13 protein-coding genes are annotated in these 14,932 nt (G+C 71.9%); 5 read left to right on the top strand and 8 right to left on the bottom strand.

Annotated features, from left to right (window positions below):
* Positions 1-49: 49 nt before the first annotated feature.
* From B9S64_RS31985 to B9S64_RS31975, 3 genes are read right to left on the bottom strand one after another with little or no spacing between them, the layout of a single operon-like run.
* Positions 50-796, bottom strand: coding sequence for a succinate dehydrogenase/fumarate reductase iron-sulfur subunit (locus tag B9S64_RS31985; RefSeq protein ID WP_103489791.1), 747 nt, complete (start codon positions 794-796; stop codon positions 50-52).
* Positions 793-2,742 carry a fumarate reductase/succinate dehydrogenase flavoprotein subunit gene (locus B9S64_RS31980; protein WP_103489792.1) on the bottom strand — a complete coding sequence of 650 codons (1,950 nt, stop codon included), beginning with the start codon at positions 2,740-2,742 and terminating at the stop codon, positions 793-795. Before B9S64_RS31980 ends, B9S64_RS31985 begins: the two co-directional genes overlap by 4 nt.
* Before the next feature lies 1 nt (position 2,743).
* Positions 2,744-3,451, bottom strand: coding sequence for a succinate dehydrogenase (locus B9S64_RS31975; protein ID WP_103489796.1), 708 nt, complete (start codon positions 3,449-3,451; stop codon positions 2,744-2,746).
* A gap of 97 nt (positions 3,452-3,548) precedes the next feature.
* On the opposite strand from B9S64_RS31975, the gene B9S64_RS31970 reads away from it, so the two are divergent.
* Positions 3,549-4,496, top strand: a complete 948-nt coding sequence (locus B9S64_RS31970; RefSeq protein ID WP_103489793.1) for a LysR family transcriptional regulator — start codon at positions 3,549-3,551, stop codon at positions 4,494-4,496.
* 12 nt (positions 4,497-4,508) lie between these two features.
* On the opposite strand, the gene B9S64_RS31965 is transcribed toward B9S64_RS31970, so the two are convergent.
* Positions 4,509-6,683, bottom strand: coding sequence for a bifunctional diguanylate cyclase/phosphodiesterase (locus B9S64_RS31965; RefSeq protein WP_103489794.1), 2,175 nt, complete (start codon positions 6,681-6,683; stop codon positions 4,509-4,511).
* Complete coding sequence (locus tag B9S64_RS31960) at positions 6,680-7,498, bottom strand: SAM-dependent methyltransferase (RefSeq protein WP_103489795.1); 819 nt, start codon at positions 7,496-7,498, stop codon at positions 6,680-6,682. Before B9S64_RS31960 ends, B9S64_RS31965 begins: the two co-directional genes overlap by 4 nt.
* Positions 7,499-8,740: 1,242 nt before the next feature.
* On the opposite strand from B9S64_RS31960, the gene B9S64_RS31950 reads away from it, so the two are divergent.
* Positions 8,741-9,508 (top strand): DUF4239 domain-containing protein, encoded by a 768-nt coding sequence (locus B9S64_RS31950; RefSeq protein ID WP_103490071.1) that lies wholly within the window; start codon positions 8,741-8,743, stop codon positions 9,506-9,508.
* A 176-nt stretch (positions 9,509-9,684) separates the two neighbouring features.
* Positions 9,685-10,221, top strand: coding sequence for a hypothetical protein (locus B9S64_RS31945; protein WP_037881477.1), 537 nt, complete (start codon positions 9,685-9,687; stop codon positions 10,219-10,221).
* Positions 10,222-10,316: 95 nt separating this feature from the next.
* On the opposite strand, the gene B9S64_RS31940 is transcribed toward B9S64_RS31945, so the two are convergent.
* Positions 10,317-10,928 carry a hypothetical protein gene (locus tag B9S64_RS31940; RefSeq protein WP_028440503.1) on the bottom strand — a complete coding sequence of 204 codons (612 nt, stop codon included), beginning with the start codon at positions 10,926-10,928 and terminating at the stop codon, positions 10,317-10,319.
* 314 nt (positions 10,929-11,242) lie between these two features.
* Between B9S64_RS31940 and B9S64_RS31935 the strand changes: the two genes are divergently transcribed.
* Complete coding sequence (locus B9S64_RS31935) at positions 11,243-11,905, top strand: class F sortase (RefSeq protein ID WP_103490072.1); 663 nt, start codon at positions 11,243-11,245, stop codon at positions 11,903-11,905.
* 67 nt (positions 11,906-11,972) lie between these two features.
* Here B9S64_RS31935 and B9S64_RS31930 read toward each other — a convergent pair whose 3' ends face one another.
* Positions 11,973-12,818 (bottom strand): polysaccharide deacetylase family protein, encoded by an 846-nt coding sequence (locus B9S64_RS31930; RefSeq protein ID WP_103505193.1) that lies wholly within the window; start codon positions 12,816-12,818, stop codon positions 11,973-11,975.
* A gap of 157 nt (positions 12,819-12,975) precedes the next feature.
* Here B9S64_RS31930 and B9S64_RS31925 point away from each other — a divergent pair, with 157 nt between their 5' ends.
* On the top strand, positions 12,976-13,437 hold the full coding sequence (locus B9S64_RS31925; RefSeq protein WP_103488929.1) for a universal stress protein: 462 nt from the start codon (positions 12,976-12,978) through the stop codon (positions 13,435-13,437).
* 56 nt (positions 13,438-13,493) lie between these two features.
* Here B9S64_RS31925 and B9S64_RS31920 read toward each other — a convergent pair whose 3' ends face one another.
* A complete protein-coding gene (locus B9S64_RS31920) occupies positions 13,494-14,705 on the bottom strand; it encodes a CapA family protein (RefSeq protein WP_103488927.1) in 1,212 nt (403 codons plus the stop codon).
* Positions 14,706-14,932 lie beyond the last annotated feature (227 nt).

Raw genomic sequence — 14,932 nt, 5'->3', positions numbered from 1 at the left:
GGTGGATCGGCGGTGAGTGGGAGGGAGCGGCAGGGGGCGCGGCAGTGGGTCAGCGGCGGACCTTGCGGGTGGCCCGCAGCCACTCCTTGTTCATCGCGGCGATCGAGGGCAGCGGGATGCCCTTGGGGCAGGCCGTGGCGCACTCGCCGGTCAGGGTGCAGCCGCCGAATCCCTCGTCGTCCATGGTGGCGACCATGTCCAGGACCCGTGTCTCCCGTTCGGGCGTGCCCTGGGGGAGCACGTTGAGGTGGTTGACCTTCGCCGAGGTGAAGAGCATCGCGGAGCCGTTGGGGCAGGCCGCGACGCAGGCGCCGCAGCCGATGCACTCGGCGTGTTCGAAGGCGAAGTCGGCGTCCGGCTTGGGCACCGGAGTGGCGTGGGCGTCGGGTGCGGTGCCGGTGGGGGCGGAGATGTATCCGCCGGACTGGATGATCCGGTCGAAGGCCGAGCGGTCGACGACCAGGTCCTTGACGACGGGGAAGGCGGAGGCGCGCCACGGTTCGACGTCGATGGTGTCGCCGTCCCGGAAGGAGCGCATGTGGAGCTGGCAGGTGGTGGTGCGCTCCGGGCCGTGGGCGTCGCCGTTGATGACGAGGCTGCACGCGCCGCAGATGCCCTCACGGCAGTCGTGGTCGAAGGCGACGGGCTCGTCCCCGGCGAGGATGAGTTCCTCGTTGAGGGTGTCGAGCATCTCCAGGAACGACATGTCCCGTGAGATGCCGTCGACTTCGTAGGTGGCCATGGCGCCGGGCGCTTCGGCGTTCTGCTGGCGCCAGACGCGCAGGGTGAGCTTCATGCGTAGCTCCGCTGGGTGGGGTGGACGTACTCGAAGACGAGGTCTTCCTGGTGCAGGACGGGGGCGTCGCCGGTGGCGGTGAACTCCCAGGCGGCGGCGTAGGAGAACTCCTCGTCGCGGCGGGCGGCCTCACCGTCCGGGGTCTGCGACTCCTCGCGGAAGTGGCCGCCGCAGGACTCGGCGCGGTGCAGGGCGTCGAGGCACATGAGTTCGGCGAGTTCGAGGTAGTCGACGACGCGGTTGGCCTTCTCCAGGGACTGGTTGAACTGCTCGCCGGTGCCGGGGACCTTGATGCGGCGCCAGAACTCCTCGCGGATGGCCGGGATGCGTTCCAGGGCCGTGCGCAGACCCTCCTCGGTGCGGGCCATCCCGCAGTAATCCCACATGAGTTCACCGATCTCGCGGTGGAAGGAGTCGGGGGTGCGGTCTCCGTCGACGGCGAGGAGCAGGCTGAGCCGGTCCTCGGTCTCGGCCACCGCGTCGGCCACGGCCGGGTGGTCCGCGTCGATCTCGTCGGTGTGCGGGTTGCGCGCCAGGTAGTCGTTGATGGTGGAGGGCAGGACGAAGTAGCCGTCGGCGAGGCCCTGCATCAGCGCGGAGGCGCCGAGCCGGTTGGCGCCGTGGTCGGAGAAGTTGGCCTCACCGATCGCGAACAGGCCCGGGACGGTGGTCTGGAGGTCGTAGTCCACCCAGAGGCCGCCCATGGTGTAGTGCACGGCCGGGTAGATCCGCATCGGGGTCTCGTACGGGTCCTCGGCGGTGATCTGGGCGTACATGTCGAAGAGGTTGCCGTACTTCTCCTCGACCTTGGCGCGTCCCATGCGCCCGATGGCCTCGGCGAAGTCGAGGTAGACGCCCTGGCCGCCGGGGCCGACGCCCCGGCCCTCGTCGCAGACGTTCTTGGCGGCGCGGGAGGCGATGTCACGGGGCACGAGGTTGCCGAAGGACGGGTAGATCCGCTCCAGGTAGTAGTCGCGCTCGTCCTCGGGGATCTCGGCCGCCGGGCGGGTGTCGCCCTTGGCCTTGGGGACCCAGATGCGGCCGTCGTTGCGCAGCGACTCGCTCATCAGCGTCAGTTTGGACTGGTGTTCGCCGGTGCGCGGGATGCAGGTGGGGTGGATCTGGGTGAAGCAGGGGTTGGCGAAGTAGGCGCCCCGGCGGTGGGCCCGCCAGATCGCGGTGGCGTTGGAGTTCATGGCGTTCGTCGAGAGGTAGAAGACGTTGCCGTAGCCGCCGCTGGCCAGGACGACCGCGTCCGCGAAGTAGGTCTCGATCTTCCCGGTGACCAGGTCGCGGGCGACGATGCCGCGTGCCGTGCCGTCCACGACGACCAGGTCCAGCATCTCGGTGCGGGCGTGCAGTTCGACGTTGCCGGCCGCAATCTGGCGGGACAGCGCCTGGTAGGCGCCGAGCAGGAGTTGCTGTCCGGTCTGGCCCCGCGCGTAGAAGGTGCGGGAGACCTGGACGCCGCCGAAGGACCGGTTGTCCAGGAGTCCGCCGTACTCGCGGGCGAAGGGGACGCCCTGGGCGACGCACTGGTCGATGATCTCTACGGAGATCTCGGCGAGGCGGTGGACGTTGGACTCGCGGGCCCGGAAGTCGCCGCCCTTGACGGTGTCGTAGAAGAGCCGGTGGATGGAGTCGCCGTCGTTGCGGTAGTTCTTCGCGGCGTTGATGCCGCCCTGGGCCGCGACGGAGTGGGCGCGGCGGGGCGAGTCCTGGAAGCAGAACTGGACCACGTGGTAGCCCTGTTCGGCGAGGGTGGCGCCGGCCGAGCCCCCGGCCAGGCCGGTGCCGACCACGATGACGGTGTGCTTGCGCCGGTTGGCCGGGTTGACGAGCTTGGCCTCGAAGCGGCGGGTGTCCCAGCGGTCGGCGACGGGACCGCGGGGTGCCTTGGTGTCGGTGACGGGCTCCCCCGTCGTGTACTGCGTGTAGTCGCTCATGTCAGCTCACCACTCCGGTCATGACGGCGACGGGTACGGAGACGAAGCCCAGCGTCAGCACCGCGGCGAGCAGGTTGGCCAGGGTCTTCAGGACGCGGTCGCGGGTCGCGTTGCCCACGCCGAGTGTCTGCGCGGCGCTCCAGAAGCCGTGCTGGACGTGCAGGCCCATCGCGAGCACCGCGACGATGTAGATGACGTTGCCGTACCAGGTGGAGAACGTGTGGACCACGTTCTGGTACGGGTGTCCCTCCTGGAAGCCGCCGCTGTGCACGGTGCCGGTCGTCAGGTCGAGGAGGTGCCAGACGATGAACAGGGCGAGGATGACGCCGCCCCAGCGCATGGTCCGGGTGGCGTAACTGGCACGCGGCTTCGTGTGGACGTACTTCGCCGGGCGCGCCTTGATGTCGCGGCGGCTGAGCTGGTACGCGGAGACCCCGTGCAGGACGACGGCGGCGACCAGCACCACCCGGACGAGCCACAGGCCCCACGAGTAGTGCAGGACGGGGTCGCCCATGGTGCGCAGCCAGTGGGCGTACCGGTCGAACTCACCGGGCCCGAAGAAGATCTTCAGGTTCCCCACCATGTGGGCCACGAGATACCCGAGCATGATCAGACCGCTCACGGCCATGATCGTCTTCTTGCCGACGGACGAGTCCCAGAGCGTACGCGTCATCGACGGCCGTCGGTCCGTCCGCGTTGCCAATGCCATGGACACGACGCTAGGGCCGAACGGCACCATCAGTCCAAGACATGGATGGTCTCATCTCCATAGGCATCGACTATGACGATCGGATACCCTGGTCACCATGCACTTCCAGCAGCTCGCCTACTTCGTCGCGGTCGCCGAGGCGAGGCACTTCACCCGGGCCGCCGAGACCGTGCACGTGTCGCAGCCCTCCCTCTCCCAGCAGATCAAGGCGCTGGAGGGCGAGCTGGGCGCCGAGCTGTTCAGCCGGGCCCGCGGCAACATCGCGCTCACCGACGCGGGCGAGGCCCTGCTGCCGCTCGCCCGCCGGATCCTCGCGGACGCGGACACCGCCCGGCACGAGGTGCAGGAGCTGGTCCAGTTGCGCCGGGGGCGGATCCGGCTCGGCGCCACTCCCAGCGTGTGCACCGGTCTGCTGCCCGAGGTGCTGCGCGCCTTCCACGACCTGCACCCGGGTGTCCAGCTCCTCATCGAGGAGGGCGGCTCGCACGACCTCGTACGGCAGCTGGCCCGGGGCGCGCTCGACCTCGCCCTGTTGGTGCTGCCGCTGCCCGCCGCCTCCCCGGTCCTGACCACGGTGGAGCTGCTCCAGGAGGACCTGGTCGTCCTGTCCTCGACGGCACGGCCCGACCCGGGGACGGGGGGTGTCGTACGGATCGCGGATCTGGCGGACGAGCCGATGGTGATGTTCCGGCACGGCTACGACCTGCGGGAGCTGACGGTGGCCGCCTGCCGCGCGGAGGGCTTCGAACCGCAGTTCACGGTGGAGGGCGGCGAGATGGACGCGGTGCTCGGCTTCGTCCGGGCGGGCCTGGGCATCGCGGTGATGCCCAGGATGGTGGCCACCCGGGCCGGCCAGGACCTGCGGATGACCCAGCTGGCTCCCCCGGGCCTGCGCCGCACGATCGCGCTGGCGCACCGGGGCGACGTCGCGCCGCCCCGGGCGGCGCGTGAGCTCCAGCGGCTGCTGCTCGCCCACCGGCCGGACGCCTCCTCGGCGGGCCCGGCCGGGCCCTCAGCGGCCGGCCGGGCCGCGGCCGACCGCTGAGGGGTCCGTGCTTCAGACGGCGTCGGCCAGCAGGAGCGAGTGGATCCGGTCCGGCGCGCCGGGGCGCGCGTAGTACCAGCCCTGCGCGGTGTCGCAGCCGATCCGCCGCAGCTGCTCGGCCTGGGCGCCGGTCTCGACGCCCTCGACCGTGACCGCGAGGTCGAGGCTGTGGGCGAGCGCGACGATGCCCTCGACGATCTTCAGGTCGACGGGGTCGGCCGGGTGCTGCTGCATGCCCTGGGTGAAGGAACGATCCAGCTTGAGCACGCTCACCGGCAGCCGGCGCAGATTCGCCAGATTCGAGTAGCCGGTCCCGAAGTCGTCGAGCGCGATGTCCACGCCCATCTCCGCCAGTTGGCGCAGCGGCTTGAGCAGGTCGTCGTCGGCGCCGATCAGCGCCGACTCGGTGACCTCCAGACAGAGGGCGCCCGGCTCCAGCCCCGAGCGCTCCAGTACGTCGACCGTCTCGGCGACCAGCCCGGGGTGGTGCAGCTGGGTCGGGGAGAGGTTGACGTTGATCCGCAACGGGCCGCCGTCGGTGTGCCGTTCCTGCCAGAAGTTGGCCTGGCGCACCGACTCCTCCAGCACCCAGCGGCCGAGCGGCACGATCAGCCCGGTGTGCTCGGCGAGCGGGATGAACCGGTCGGGGCCGAGCACCCCGTGCTGCGGATGGCACCAGCGCACCAGCGCCTCGGCACCGTGCACGGTGCCGTCGCCGAGGTGGACCAGCGGCTGGTACTCGATGAAGAACTCGCCCCGGTCCAGGGCCGTGGGAAGCGCCGTGGTCAGTCCGTGCCGGGTGATCGCCCGTGCGTCGGCCGCCGCGTCGGCGAGCGCGAAGCGGTTGCCGCCCGCCGCCTTCGCCCGGTACATCGTGATGTCGGCGCTGCGCAGCACGTCGGCCGCGGTACGCGAGCCCGAGGGCCCTTCGACGACGCCGACGGAGCCCCGTACGGTCAGCTCCCGGCCGTCGAGGCGGACCGGGGTGGCGAGCGCGGAGAGGATGCGTCCGGCCAGTTCGTGGACCTCCTCCTGGGTGCGCGGCCCGGTCGTCAGGGCCACGAACTCGTCGCCGCCGAGACGGGCGACCATCTCGCCCGGGGCGGTCGCGCAGCTCTGCAACCGGTCGGCGACCTCGACGAGCAGCCGGTCCCCCGCCGCGTGCCCCAGGCTGTCGTTGATCGCCTTGAAGCCGTCGAGGTCGAGGTAGCAGAGCCCGAAGCGCATGTCCTCCCGGAAGGCGAGGGCCTTCTCCAGGCGTTCGAAGAACAGCGTCCGGTTCGGCAGCCCGGTGAGCGCGTCGTGCGTCGCCTCGTACCGCAGCCGCAGGTTGAGCAGGCGCCGCTCGGTGGTGTCCTCCATGAGGGCCAGCTGGTACTCGGGACGCCCGTGCGGGTCACGCAGCAGCGACACCGTCAGGTTGGTCCACAGCACGGTGCCGTCGTTGCGGTAGTACGGCTTCTCGACGCTGTAGTGCTCGCGTTCGCCACGTACCAGTTCGTCGTAGTACTTCCACACGTGCGGCGAGTCCTCGGGGTGGACCCACTCGTTGACCTTGTGGCTGCGGACGTGGTTCTCCAGACCGCCGAACATCCGGGTCAGGGTGTCGTTGATCTCCAGGATGTTGCCGTCGAGGTCGGCTATCCCGATCCCGATCGCGGCGTCCTTGAACACCGCCCGGAAGCGCTCCTCGGTGGCGTGCAGCGCCTGTTCGGCCTGGGAGCGCGCGGCCAGCGCCGAGCGGGCGATGGCTTCCTGCTCGGCGAGGGTGCGTTCCCGGAGCGCCTGGGTGAAGCCGCCGGCCAGCGCGTGCTGGATCCGCGCGCACCGGGCCCGGCTGTCCTCCGTCGACAGCGCCACGGGGCCGTTGCCCCCGCAGTAGAGCACCAGGTAGGAGTCCACGACGCCGAGCGTGGAGCTCAGCGCGTCGGGATCCGTGCAGTGCGCGGCGACCAGCGCCGCTCCCACCCGCTGGGCGGGTGCCGCGTCGAAGGGCCGGGCGTGGAGTATGCCGCTGAGCTCCCGTGCCAGCGGCAGCAGATGCTCCTCGAACTCCGGCCGGGTCATCGACGTCGCCGTGGACGGGAAGATGGCCCGGCTCCAGATGGTGGCGAATCTTCGGAGCCGGTCCTCGGGGCCGTCCGGTTCCGCGTCCGGCGCGCCGGACGCCTGGGCGGGAATGCTCACGCCTTGCGCCCGACCCCGGCGAAACCCGAGTAGGCGTACGGGTCTTCCTGGGCCCTTGCCCCGGTCACCTCCGGACGCCAGTCGGGCATCGGGACGAGGCCGGGCTCGACCATCTCGTACCCCTCGAAGAAGCGGCTCGTCTCCGCGTGGGACCGCATGATCAGCGGGTTGCGGATGGTGCGGTAGACCCCGACCGCTCCCCCGGCCTCCTCCTGCGGGAGCGGTATCCCCTCGTAGGAGGCGTGGGTGAGGATCAGCAGGCTGCCGGGGGCGAGCGCCTCGCGCAGCTCGGCCACCGCCGCGCGGGGGTCGTCGGCGTCCTCGATGAAGTGGAGCACCGCGACGAGCAGCAGCGCGACCGGCTTGTCGAAGTCCAGCAGACCGCGGACCTCCTGGTGCTCCAGGATGCCGCTCGGCTTGCGCAGGTCCGCGGTGACGACGGCGGTCCGGTCGTTGCCTTCGAGGACCGAACGGCTGTGCGCGACCGCGACCGGGTCGTGGTCGACGTAGACGATCCGGGCCCGCGGATCCGCGGCTTGGGCGACCTCGTGCACGTTGCCGAAGGTCGGGATGCCGGAACCGATGTCCAGGAACTGTGTGACGCCCGAGGTGACCGCGTAGTTCACGGCCCTCCGCATGAACGCCCGGTTGGCCTGCATGATCTTGGGAAGTCCCGGCAGGAACTCCATGGCCTTACGGGCCGCTTCCCTGTCCACCTCGAAATTGTGCGAGCCGCCCAGATAGAAGTCGTACATGCGAGACACGCTCGGCACCGAGATGTCAATGCCCTGCGGGGCCCAGGCGGGACGCTCCATCGATGTCTCCAACAAGTCGCCACGGTGATCCGGCCATGTTCATGGTCAGTGTGGACCAGAGGCTACTGATCGTCCGCCAGGAGAGCGAGTGGAAACGGAAATTAGAGATCCGTTATTGGTCACACACCAGTGGCATGTGCAATCGTCCGTCGCTGCGTGTGAACGCGGCGCGACGGAACGGCACCACGGAGCACTGCCCGCCCTCTCCACGCGCGTTCCGACCGGAAGCCCACCGAACCCGACTGCTCGTCATGTACGCGTGAGGTTCCCGCTGTTGGCGGGCGCGGAGGCGGTGACGGTCCGCTTCCCGGGACGGCCGCCCGCGTCCGCCGAATTCCCCGGTACGGCGAAGACGTTGGTGAAGCGTTAAACAGCTGTGCGCCTTCTCGGCGTCGATATCAGCGATTTCGGGGCCGCACCGACCGAAAAGTCCCGCGGCCGCCTCCCGTTCACGACGGAAGGCCCTCGTGACAGCCGTTTTCTCTGCCGAGGCGGCACGGCGCCCGCGCCTCTCCGGTCTTCCCCCGGCACGCCGGCCGACCGGAGAGGCGTCCGACCAGGCGTTCGACATGCACCGGCGAGACGTTCCGCGCCCTCAAACGCACATCCCCGGATGTCCCCACCATCAGGCGATTCGGGCCCGGGACCCGCGTGTCGCGCGGCGGCGGGGAACATGCTCCCCGGCGTGAACGGATCACGCATACGCGGGCTCGCGGCCGTCGCCGCCCTGCTCTGGCTGCTCTCCGCGCCGGCACCCGCCGCCGGTGACGACTGCGCCGTCGCCTCCATCGGGCAGGGGGACCAAGGTTCCTCCGTCGCCGTGTCGGGCGCGGGAGGGTGCGAGGCGTTCCTGGGCGAACCGGAACCCGAACCCTCTTCGCCGCCTCCGCCCGCACCACCTCCGCCCCCGCCGCCACGGCCGTCGCCTCCGCCGTCGCCTCCGCCTCCCCCGCCTCCCTCGCCTCCCCCGACGACCCCGCCGGTCCGCTCACCGGAGCCTCCTCCGCCGCCGCCCGCCCCACCGCCTCCGCCGTCGCCCACGGCGCGCCCTTCCTCCCCCTCGCCCCGGCCGGTGGCCCTTCCCACCTACCGCAAGCCGCCTCGAAAGGTCCCGCGGCCTCGCTCCTCGCTGGTCTCGACCACGCTCCTGATCACCGCACCCGCCGTGTTCGCCGTGGCCGTGCTGCGGCCCCGCTCGTCCCGCTGACCCGCGCCCCGCCGCCCGCCCCGCGAAGGAGATCCATGTCGGAATGGCTTGTTCTGACCCTTGCCATGGCCTCGGCCTGTGCCGTCGTCCTGACCATCGCCGTCCTCAACAACCGGCGCGTCGGGGAGGACGACGACCCGTCGCAGACACCCGACGTCATCGAGTACATGACGATGATGATCGGCGTGGTGTACGCCATCGTGCTCGGCCTGGCGATCGCCGGGGTCTGGGAAGGCCGCAGCGCGGCCCAGGAGTCGGTCCGGCTGGAGGCCCAGGCCCTCCACGAGGTCAGCGCCCGCTCCGCCGTCTACCCGGCCGCGGTCCGCGACCGTATCCGCGGTGACGTCGACGCGTACGTGGCCCATGTGGTCGACACGGAGTGGCGGGCCATGACCACCCACGGCGACCTCACCGACGAGGGCGCCCGCCTGCTGGACAAGGTGCGGGCCGACGTCACGGAGTACGAACCGCGCACCGAGCTCGAAGGGCAGGCGTACCAGCCGCTGGTGGACCAGGTCGCCGCCGCCGACGACGCGCGGGGGTCCCGGGCGCAGAACGCGGGCGCGACCATGCCCGGGGTGGTCTGGTTCGGCCTGATCATCGGGGCGCTGGTCACGGTCGGGCTGATCTTCACGCTCCAGATCCGCAGAACCTTCCGCGAACTGCTGCTGGCGGGTCTCTTCAGCGTCCTCATCGCGTTCCTGCTCTTCCTCATCTGGGACTTCGACGCCCCGTTCGGCCGGGCCATCTCGGCGACCACGGCACCGTTCACCGACCTCTTCCCGCACGTCACGGGCGGGTAAGGGGTCGCCGGGCGGCTCCCCCGGCCGGTGCGCCGGTCGGGGGACACCGCTGCCCCATTCGCCGGACCCCGATCGCGGGTGGTATGCGGCACTCCTACCGTTTCGCCCGTCGAGGTGCATGTTCCACGCCCGCGGAACCGTTCCGCGACTGCTCCTCGGGGACCCGGAGGATTCACATGCGCGCGATACGTGTCGCACCCGTCGCCCTGCTGGGGGCCGCTCTGTGCGCCGTGGCGGCACCGGCCGCGTCGGCCACCGTACCCACCGGCGGCACACCCACCTCGTTCACGCCGACCATCACCCCCTCGGCGGTCGCGCCCGGAGGCCAGGTCACCCTCGGCGCCGTGGGGTGCGCCGGCGACGCGACCGCGTTCTCGGGCGTGTTCGACACCATCACCATCCCCCAGGGGAGGTCGGCCACCGTCACCGTCGACAAGCAGGCCCGGCGGGGTGCCTCCTACCCGGTGACGTTCCGCTGCGGCACCGCCACCAAGACGGCGAACCTCTCCGTCACGGCCGCGCCCACCAGCACGCCGACCACGGCTCCCACCACCAGTTCCACCGTCGCCCCCCAGGGCGTCCAGGGCGGCCTCGGCGGCAGCGCGGAGGCCATGGACCCCACCGAGATCGCCGCCGGCTCCGCGCTGGTCACCGTCGCGGCCGCCGGCGCCTTCTACGCGCTGCGCAAGCGGCGCGCCGAGCGCCGCCACTGACGGCCGCGCGCGTCCCCTCGTACGGAAGTCGCCCCGGGTCCTGGTCCAGGACTCGGGGCGACGGGCGTATCGGGCCGGACGGAAGGCCGGACGCCTCAGGCCGGCGCATGGCCGGTCCGGCGCCGGATGACGAGCGCGGCACCGCCGAGCGCCGCCGCGGCGACGAGACCGCCACCGACGCTCATCTCGGTGGAGCTGGGGCCGATGGAGCCGCCGAGGCCGCCCTGTGCGCCCCGGCCGGGGATCACCGTGAAGCGCGCGGTCGCGACCGCGTCGTTCCCGCCCTGGTTGCCGCGGTCGCCGCCGTTGCCCCGGTCGCCTTCGTTGCCCCGGTCGCCCTCGTTGCCGCCCCTGTCCCCGTTCCCGCCGCCGTAGTTGTTGTCGCTCTCGTTGCACTTCACCGACAGGCTGTACTGGCCGGGGGTCGTGTTGTCGCGGATGTGCGCGGTGGCGTAGCCGACCCGGCCCGGTGAGAGGTTCACCGTCGGGAACGCGTTCGACCAGACCTTGCCGCCGGAACGGCCGCAGCCCTCGGCGCTGACCTGCATGGTGGCGCCCTGGTGGACGCGGGACGGGTTGACGGTGACATGGGTGGGAACATTGACGGGCTCGGTGCCCGGACCGCCGCCCGCGGCGGCCAGCGGGGCAGCGAGCCCGACCGCCGCGAAGGCGGTCGCGGTCACCGCGAGAGCGCGTGAAGCACGCATCTTGTGAACCTCCAGCGGGAAGCGCCCCGGAGGCCTGTCCTCCGGGATCGGTCGATGAGGACGCGTCCCATGACGAACCATCACCAGAGGTGGCGTACGGCGCACGTCGGCGCTGGTCCACCCCGGTGAGCCGACACGCCGTGGGGATACGCCCGTATCTGACGGAGCCGCAGGTCACACTCGGTCAGGACTCTTATCCGCTCATTACTCCGAACAGCACGGCCCTGTGGCGGCCGTCCCCCGTTCGCCCTTCCCTGATCGCCGTCGCCCGGCCCCGCGCCTAGCGTGACGCTGTCGCGACGAAGGGAAGAACCATGGGCCGGGACCGGTGGGACACCGTACGGAGCAGACGGACGCCGTGGGGGGCCATCGCCTTGGTGATGCTCACCGGGCTCGCCCTCATGCGCAACGGCGTGGAGACCTCCGCCGGACCGCCGCAGCCGGCCGCGGCCGCCTCCGTCGCCGCTCCCCGTGACGCGGTGGCCGCCGCCCCCCTCCCCGACGAGCCGGTCCAGCCGCTCGCGTACGCCCCCGCCTCCCGGGTGCGGATCCCGTCGATCCAGGTGGACGCGCCGCTGATCGACGTGAACCTCGACCCGGCGGGCTGGATCGAGGCGCCGCCCCCACAGGACGCGAACCTCGCCGGCTGGTACCAGAACGGCATCGCCCCGGGCCAGCGGGGGACGGCGGTGGTGGTCGGCCACGTCGACAACCTGGCGGGTCCCGCGGTCTTCTACGGCCTGGGCTCCCTGGAGAAGGGCCGGCGCGTCGAGGTCACCCGCTACGACGACACGGTCGCGGAGTTCGAGATCTACGGGGTCGAGGTCTTCCCCAAGGACGACTTCCCCGGCCCCCGGGTGTACGGCGACACCGGCTACGCCGAACTGCGGGTCATCACCTGTGGGGGCGGTTACTCCAAGGCCGGCGGCTACGACGGGAACGTGGTCGTCTTCGCCCGGCTCGTCGGTACCCGTTAGGGCGTGCCCGCGAAGTCCCCTCGGCCGGAGGGGACTTCGCGGGTCACGCGGTGGCCACCGCGTGGCGTCAGCCGCGGTGCGGCACCGTCGGCCGGTAGCCGCCCTCGATCAGCGCGGGCAGATACCTCCGCAGGGCGGCGACACTCTGCGACCGGTCGCCGCCGGCGTCGTGCGAGAGCACGATCACGCCCGGCGCCGCGCCCTCTTCGACCCGGCGGACGATGGTGTCGGTGCCCGGTGTCGTCCAGTCCAGGGAGTCGACCGTCCAGGCCAGGGGCTCCATGCCCATCTCGGCCCCGATCTCGAAGGAGTTCCGGTTCCAGGCGCCGTACGGTGCCCGGTACCAGAGGGGCGCCTGCCCCAGCGTCTCCTCGACCACGTCGCTGGTGCTGCCCAGTTCGTCACGGATGCGGCGCCGGGAGAGCTTCGGGATCAGCGGGTGCGACCAGGAGTGGTTGCCGACCACGTGCCCGTCGGCCGCCATCTCACGCAGCAGGTCCCGGTTGCCGTCCGCCATCTCGCCGCAGACGAAGAACATCGCCCGCACCTGGTACCTGCGCAGGGTGGCCAGAATGTCCGGCGTGTAGAGCGGGTCCGGGCCGTCGTCGAAGGTCAGGACCATGGCGTCGTGCCCCGGCTCCGGCATCTCCTCGAAGGGGCGGGTGCGCACCGGGGGCGGCCCGGGGCTGAAGCGGGGCGGGGCGTGTCCGGTCATGGGCCGCAGCCGGTAGGGCGCGGTGGCGGCTCCGACGTGCGCCGAGGGGCCGGCGGCCGGCGGTGCGGGCTCGCCGCCCGGCCGGACGGGCGTACCGGCCGGGTCGGCGGCGATCAGGCGTACGGCGGTGGCGGCTCCCAGGCCGAGGGCGAGGCGTAGTGCCACGCGGCGACTCGCGGGAATCTGATCATCTTTCATGACTGACTGCTCGCACGGTTGCCCGCCGACCACACCGGGGGGCCCGCGAGGTGCACCCGTTGGACGGAGCACACCGCGGTGTCCTGGGACGACGTACGCGCGTGGCGGGACGGGCCCGGGGCCGGGCGGCCGAGGGCGAGGGGCTACCCTCGTGGCCGTGACAGAGCAGCAGCCCCACCGGTTCGAGCGCGGCACGGACGGCCCCAAGGTGATCGTCGTGGGTATCGACGGGTCCGAGTCCTCGATGCGGGCCGCGGCCTACGCGGCGGGGCTCGCCCGGCGCCAGAACGCCATGCTCACCCTCGTCTACGTGCAGCCGGTGATGGTGGCCGGTGCGGCCCTGGGTGTCTCCGTCGCCGAGACGACCGGCCAGGTCGCGGAGGGGCTGGTGAACGAGATCAGGACCGCGACCGAGCGGCTCAAGGACATATGGGACGTCCGCTGGGAGTTCCATACCTTCCACGGGGATCCGTACAACGGCCTGGTGACGGCGGCCGACGACCTCAAGGCGGACGCCGTGGTGGTGGGCGCCTCCGAGTCCGCGGGGCACCGGTTCATCGGCTCGGTGGCCGTCCGCCTGGTCAAGGCCGGGCGCTGGCCGGTCACCGTCGTCCCGTGACCGGCCTTCGGTGACGTCCCGCCTCGTGACCGTCCCCCCGCCGCGCGTCCGGCGGGTCACTTCCCGAGGACGAGGCCGTCCTCGGCGGCGCCGCGGCTGAGGACCACACCGCTGATCCGGTCGCGGATCGCGCGCAGCCTGCCGGTGCCGTCCGCGGGCGGTGCGCTCAGGCCGACGACGCGTCCGGCCACGGGGTCGTACCACTGGGGGAGGTACTCGGCCCTGCGCACCGTCCAGCGCGCGCCGGGCCGCGCGGGCGGGGCGAACGTGAACCGCGCCATCGAGCTCTCGTTGCCGCGCGGCTCCTGGGCACCCTCGTCGTTCACCATCGCTCCGGCGATCTGGTCGCCCATGCCGTAGACGACCCAGGTCCCGTTGACCTTCTCGTACGCCTGTGGGACGTGGGCGTGGGTGCCGATGATCAGGTCGATGTCGGGGCGGCCCCCGGTGGCGGACGCGGTGAGCGTGTGGGCCAGGTCGAGCTGGTCGTCGTCGGGGTCCTCCTGCCACTCCGTTCCCCAGTGCAGGGAGGCGACCACCACGTCGGCGCCGGCCCGGCGGGCCGCCCGCGCGTCGGCGACGATCGTGTCCTGGTCGAGCACGGCGACCGCCCAGGGCTGTCCGGCGGGCGGCTCGTCGGCGTTGGTGCCGTAGGTGTACGCGAGGTGGGCGACCTTCGCGGCGTTCTTCGCCTTGCCGGCCCTCAGCAGGGTGGGGCGGGCCGCCTCGGCGGCGGAGCGGGCGGATCCGGCGTGGGCGACGCCCGCCTCGTCCAGGGCGTCCAGGGTGCGGGCGATGCCCGGTGCCCCGTCGTCCAGGGTGTGGTTGGAGGCGGTGGAGCAGGAGTCGTAGCCGGTCGCCCGCAGCGCCGCCGCCACCTCGGGCGGCGACTTGAAGGACGGGTAGCCCGTGTAGGGGCCGCCCCGCTGTCCGTACACCGTCTCCATGTGACAGATCGCCAGGTCGGCTCCGGAGACCGCGCGGGCGGCGCCCTTGAGCATGGGGCGGAAGTCGTATCCCCGGCCGGCCGCGTCGTCGGCGGCGCGGTCGATGACCGAGGAGTGCGGCAGGACGTCCCCCGAGGCCAGCAGGGTGAAGGTGCGGTCGCCGTCCGCTCCCCCGCCGCCCGGCCCCTCCGCCCCGCGCTCGGCGGCCAGTTGGCGCCCGGCGAAACCGGGAGGCGTGGTCTGCGGTACGGAGCAGGCGGTCGCGGCTGCGAGCAGGCCCGCCGCCGCGATCACCGCGCCGTGTCGGAGGTGCTTCGTCATCTGCGGGGCTCCCGGTTCGAACGAGGTCGGCCCTCCGAATAGATATATGTTCATACCAGCGAGTCAAGGACAAAGGCCACCAAGGGCCCGAAGTACCTGAACCGGCCGTATCGTCGCCCGCCGACCGTTCACCGCACCACTCGTCGCTCCGTGCGACCGCTCGGCGCACACCTCGGTGAAGCGCCTGTTCCCGCGCGCCCCGATGCGTTCGTATACGCCAGGCGGGA

This window comes from Streptomyces sp. SM18 (assembly GCF_002910775.2).
In the GTDB taxonomy this organism is placed as follows: domain Bacteria; phylum Actinomycetota; class Actinomycetes; order Streptomycetales; family Streptomycetaceae; genus Streptomyces; species Streptomyces halstedii.
The sequence above is the reverse complement of the archived record's forward strand: the minus strand, read 5'-3'. Positions and strand labels throughout refer to the sequence as shown.

Bases quoted from the DNA above. Each gene is read 5' to 3' on its own strand.
- B9S64_RS31985 (WP_103489791.1), bottom strand. From the start codon at position 796: ATGAAGCTCACCCTGCGCGTCTGGCGCCAGCAGAACGCCGAAGCGCCC.
- B9S64_RS31980 (WP_103489792.1), bottom strand. From the start codon at position 2,742: ATGAGCGACTACACGCAGTACACGACGGGGGAGCCCGTCACCGACACC.
- B9S64_RS31975 (WP_103489796.1), bottom strand. From the start codon at position 3,451: ATGGCATTGGCAACGCGGACGGACCGACGGCCGTCGATGACGCGTACG.
- B9S64_RS31970 (WP_103489793.1), top strand. From the start codon at position 3,549: ATGCACTTCCAGCAGCTCGCCTACTTCGTCGCGGTCGCCGAGGCGAGG.
- B9S64_RS31960 (WP_103489795.1), bottom strand. From the start codon at position 7,498: ATGGAGCGTCCCGCCTGGGCCCCGCAGGGCATTGACATCTCGGTGCCG.
- B9S64_RS31950 (WP_103490071.1), top strand. From the start codon at position 8,741: ATGTCGGAATGGCTTGTTCTGACCCTTGCCATGGCCTCGGCCTGTGCC.
- B9S64_RS31945 (WP_037881477.1), top strand. From the start codon at position 9,685: ATGCGCGCGATACGTGTCGCACCCGTCGCCCTGCTGGGGGCCGCTCTG.
- B9S64_RS31940 (WP_028440503.1), bottom strand. From the start codon at position 10,928: ATGCGTGCTTCACGCGCTCTCGCGGTGACCGCGACCGCCTTCGCGGCG.
- B9S64_RS31935 (WP_103490072.1), top strand. From the start codon at position 11,243: ATGGGCCGGGACCGGTGGGACACCGTACGGAGCAGACGGACGCCGTGG.
- B9S64_RS31930 (WP_103505193.1), bottom strand. From the start codon at position 12,818: ATGAAAGATGATCAGATTCCCGCGAGTCGCCGCGTGGCACTACGCCTC.
- B9S64_RS31920 (WP_103488927.1), bottom strand. From the start codon at position 14,705: ATGACGAAGCACCTCCGACACGGCGCGGTGATCGCGGCGGCGGGCCTG.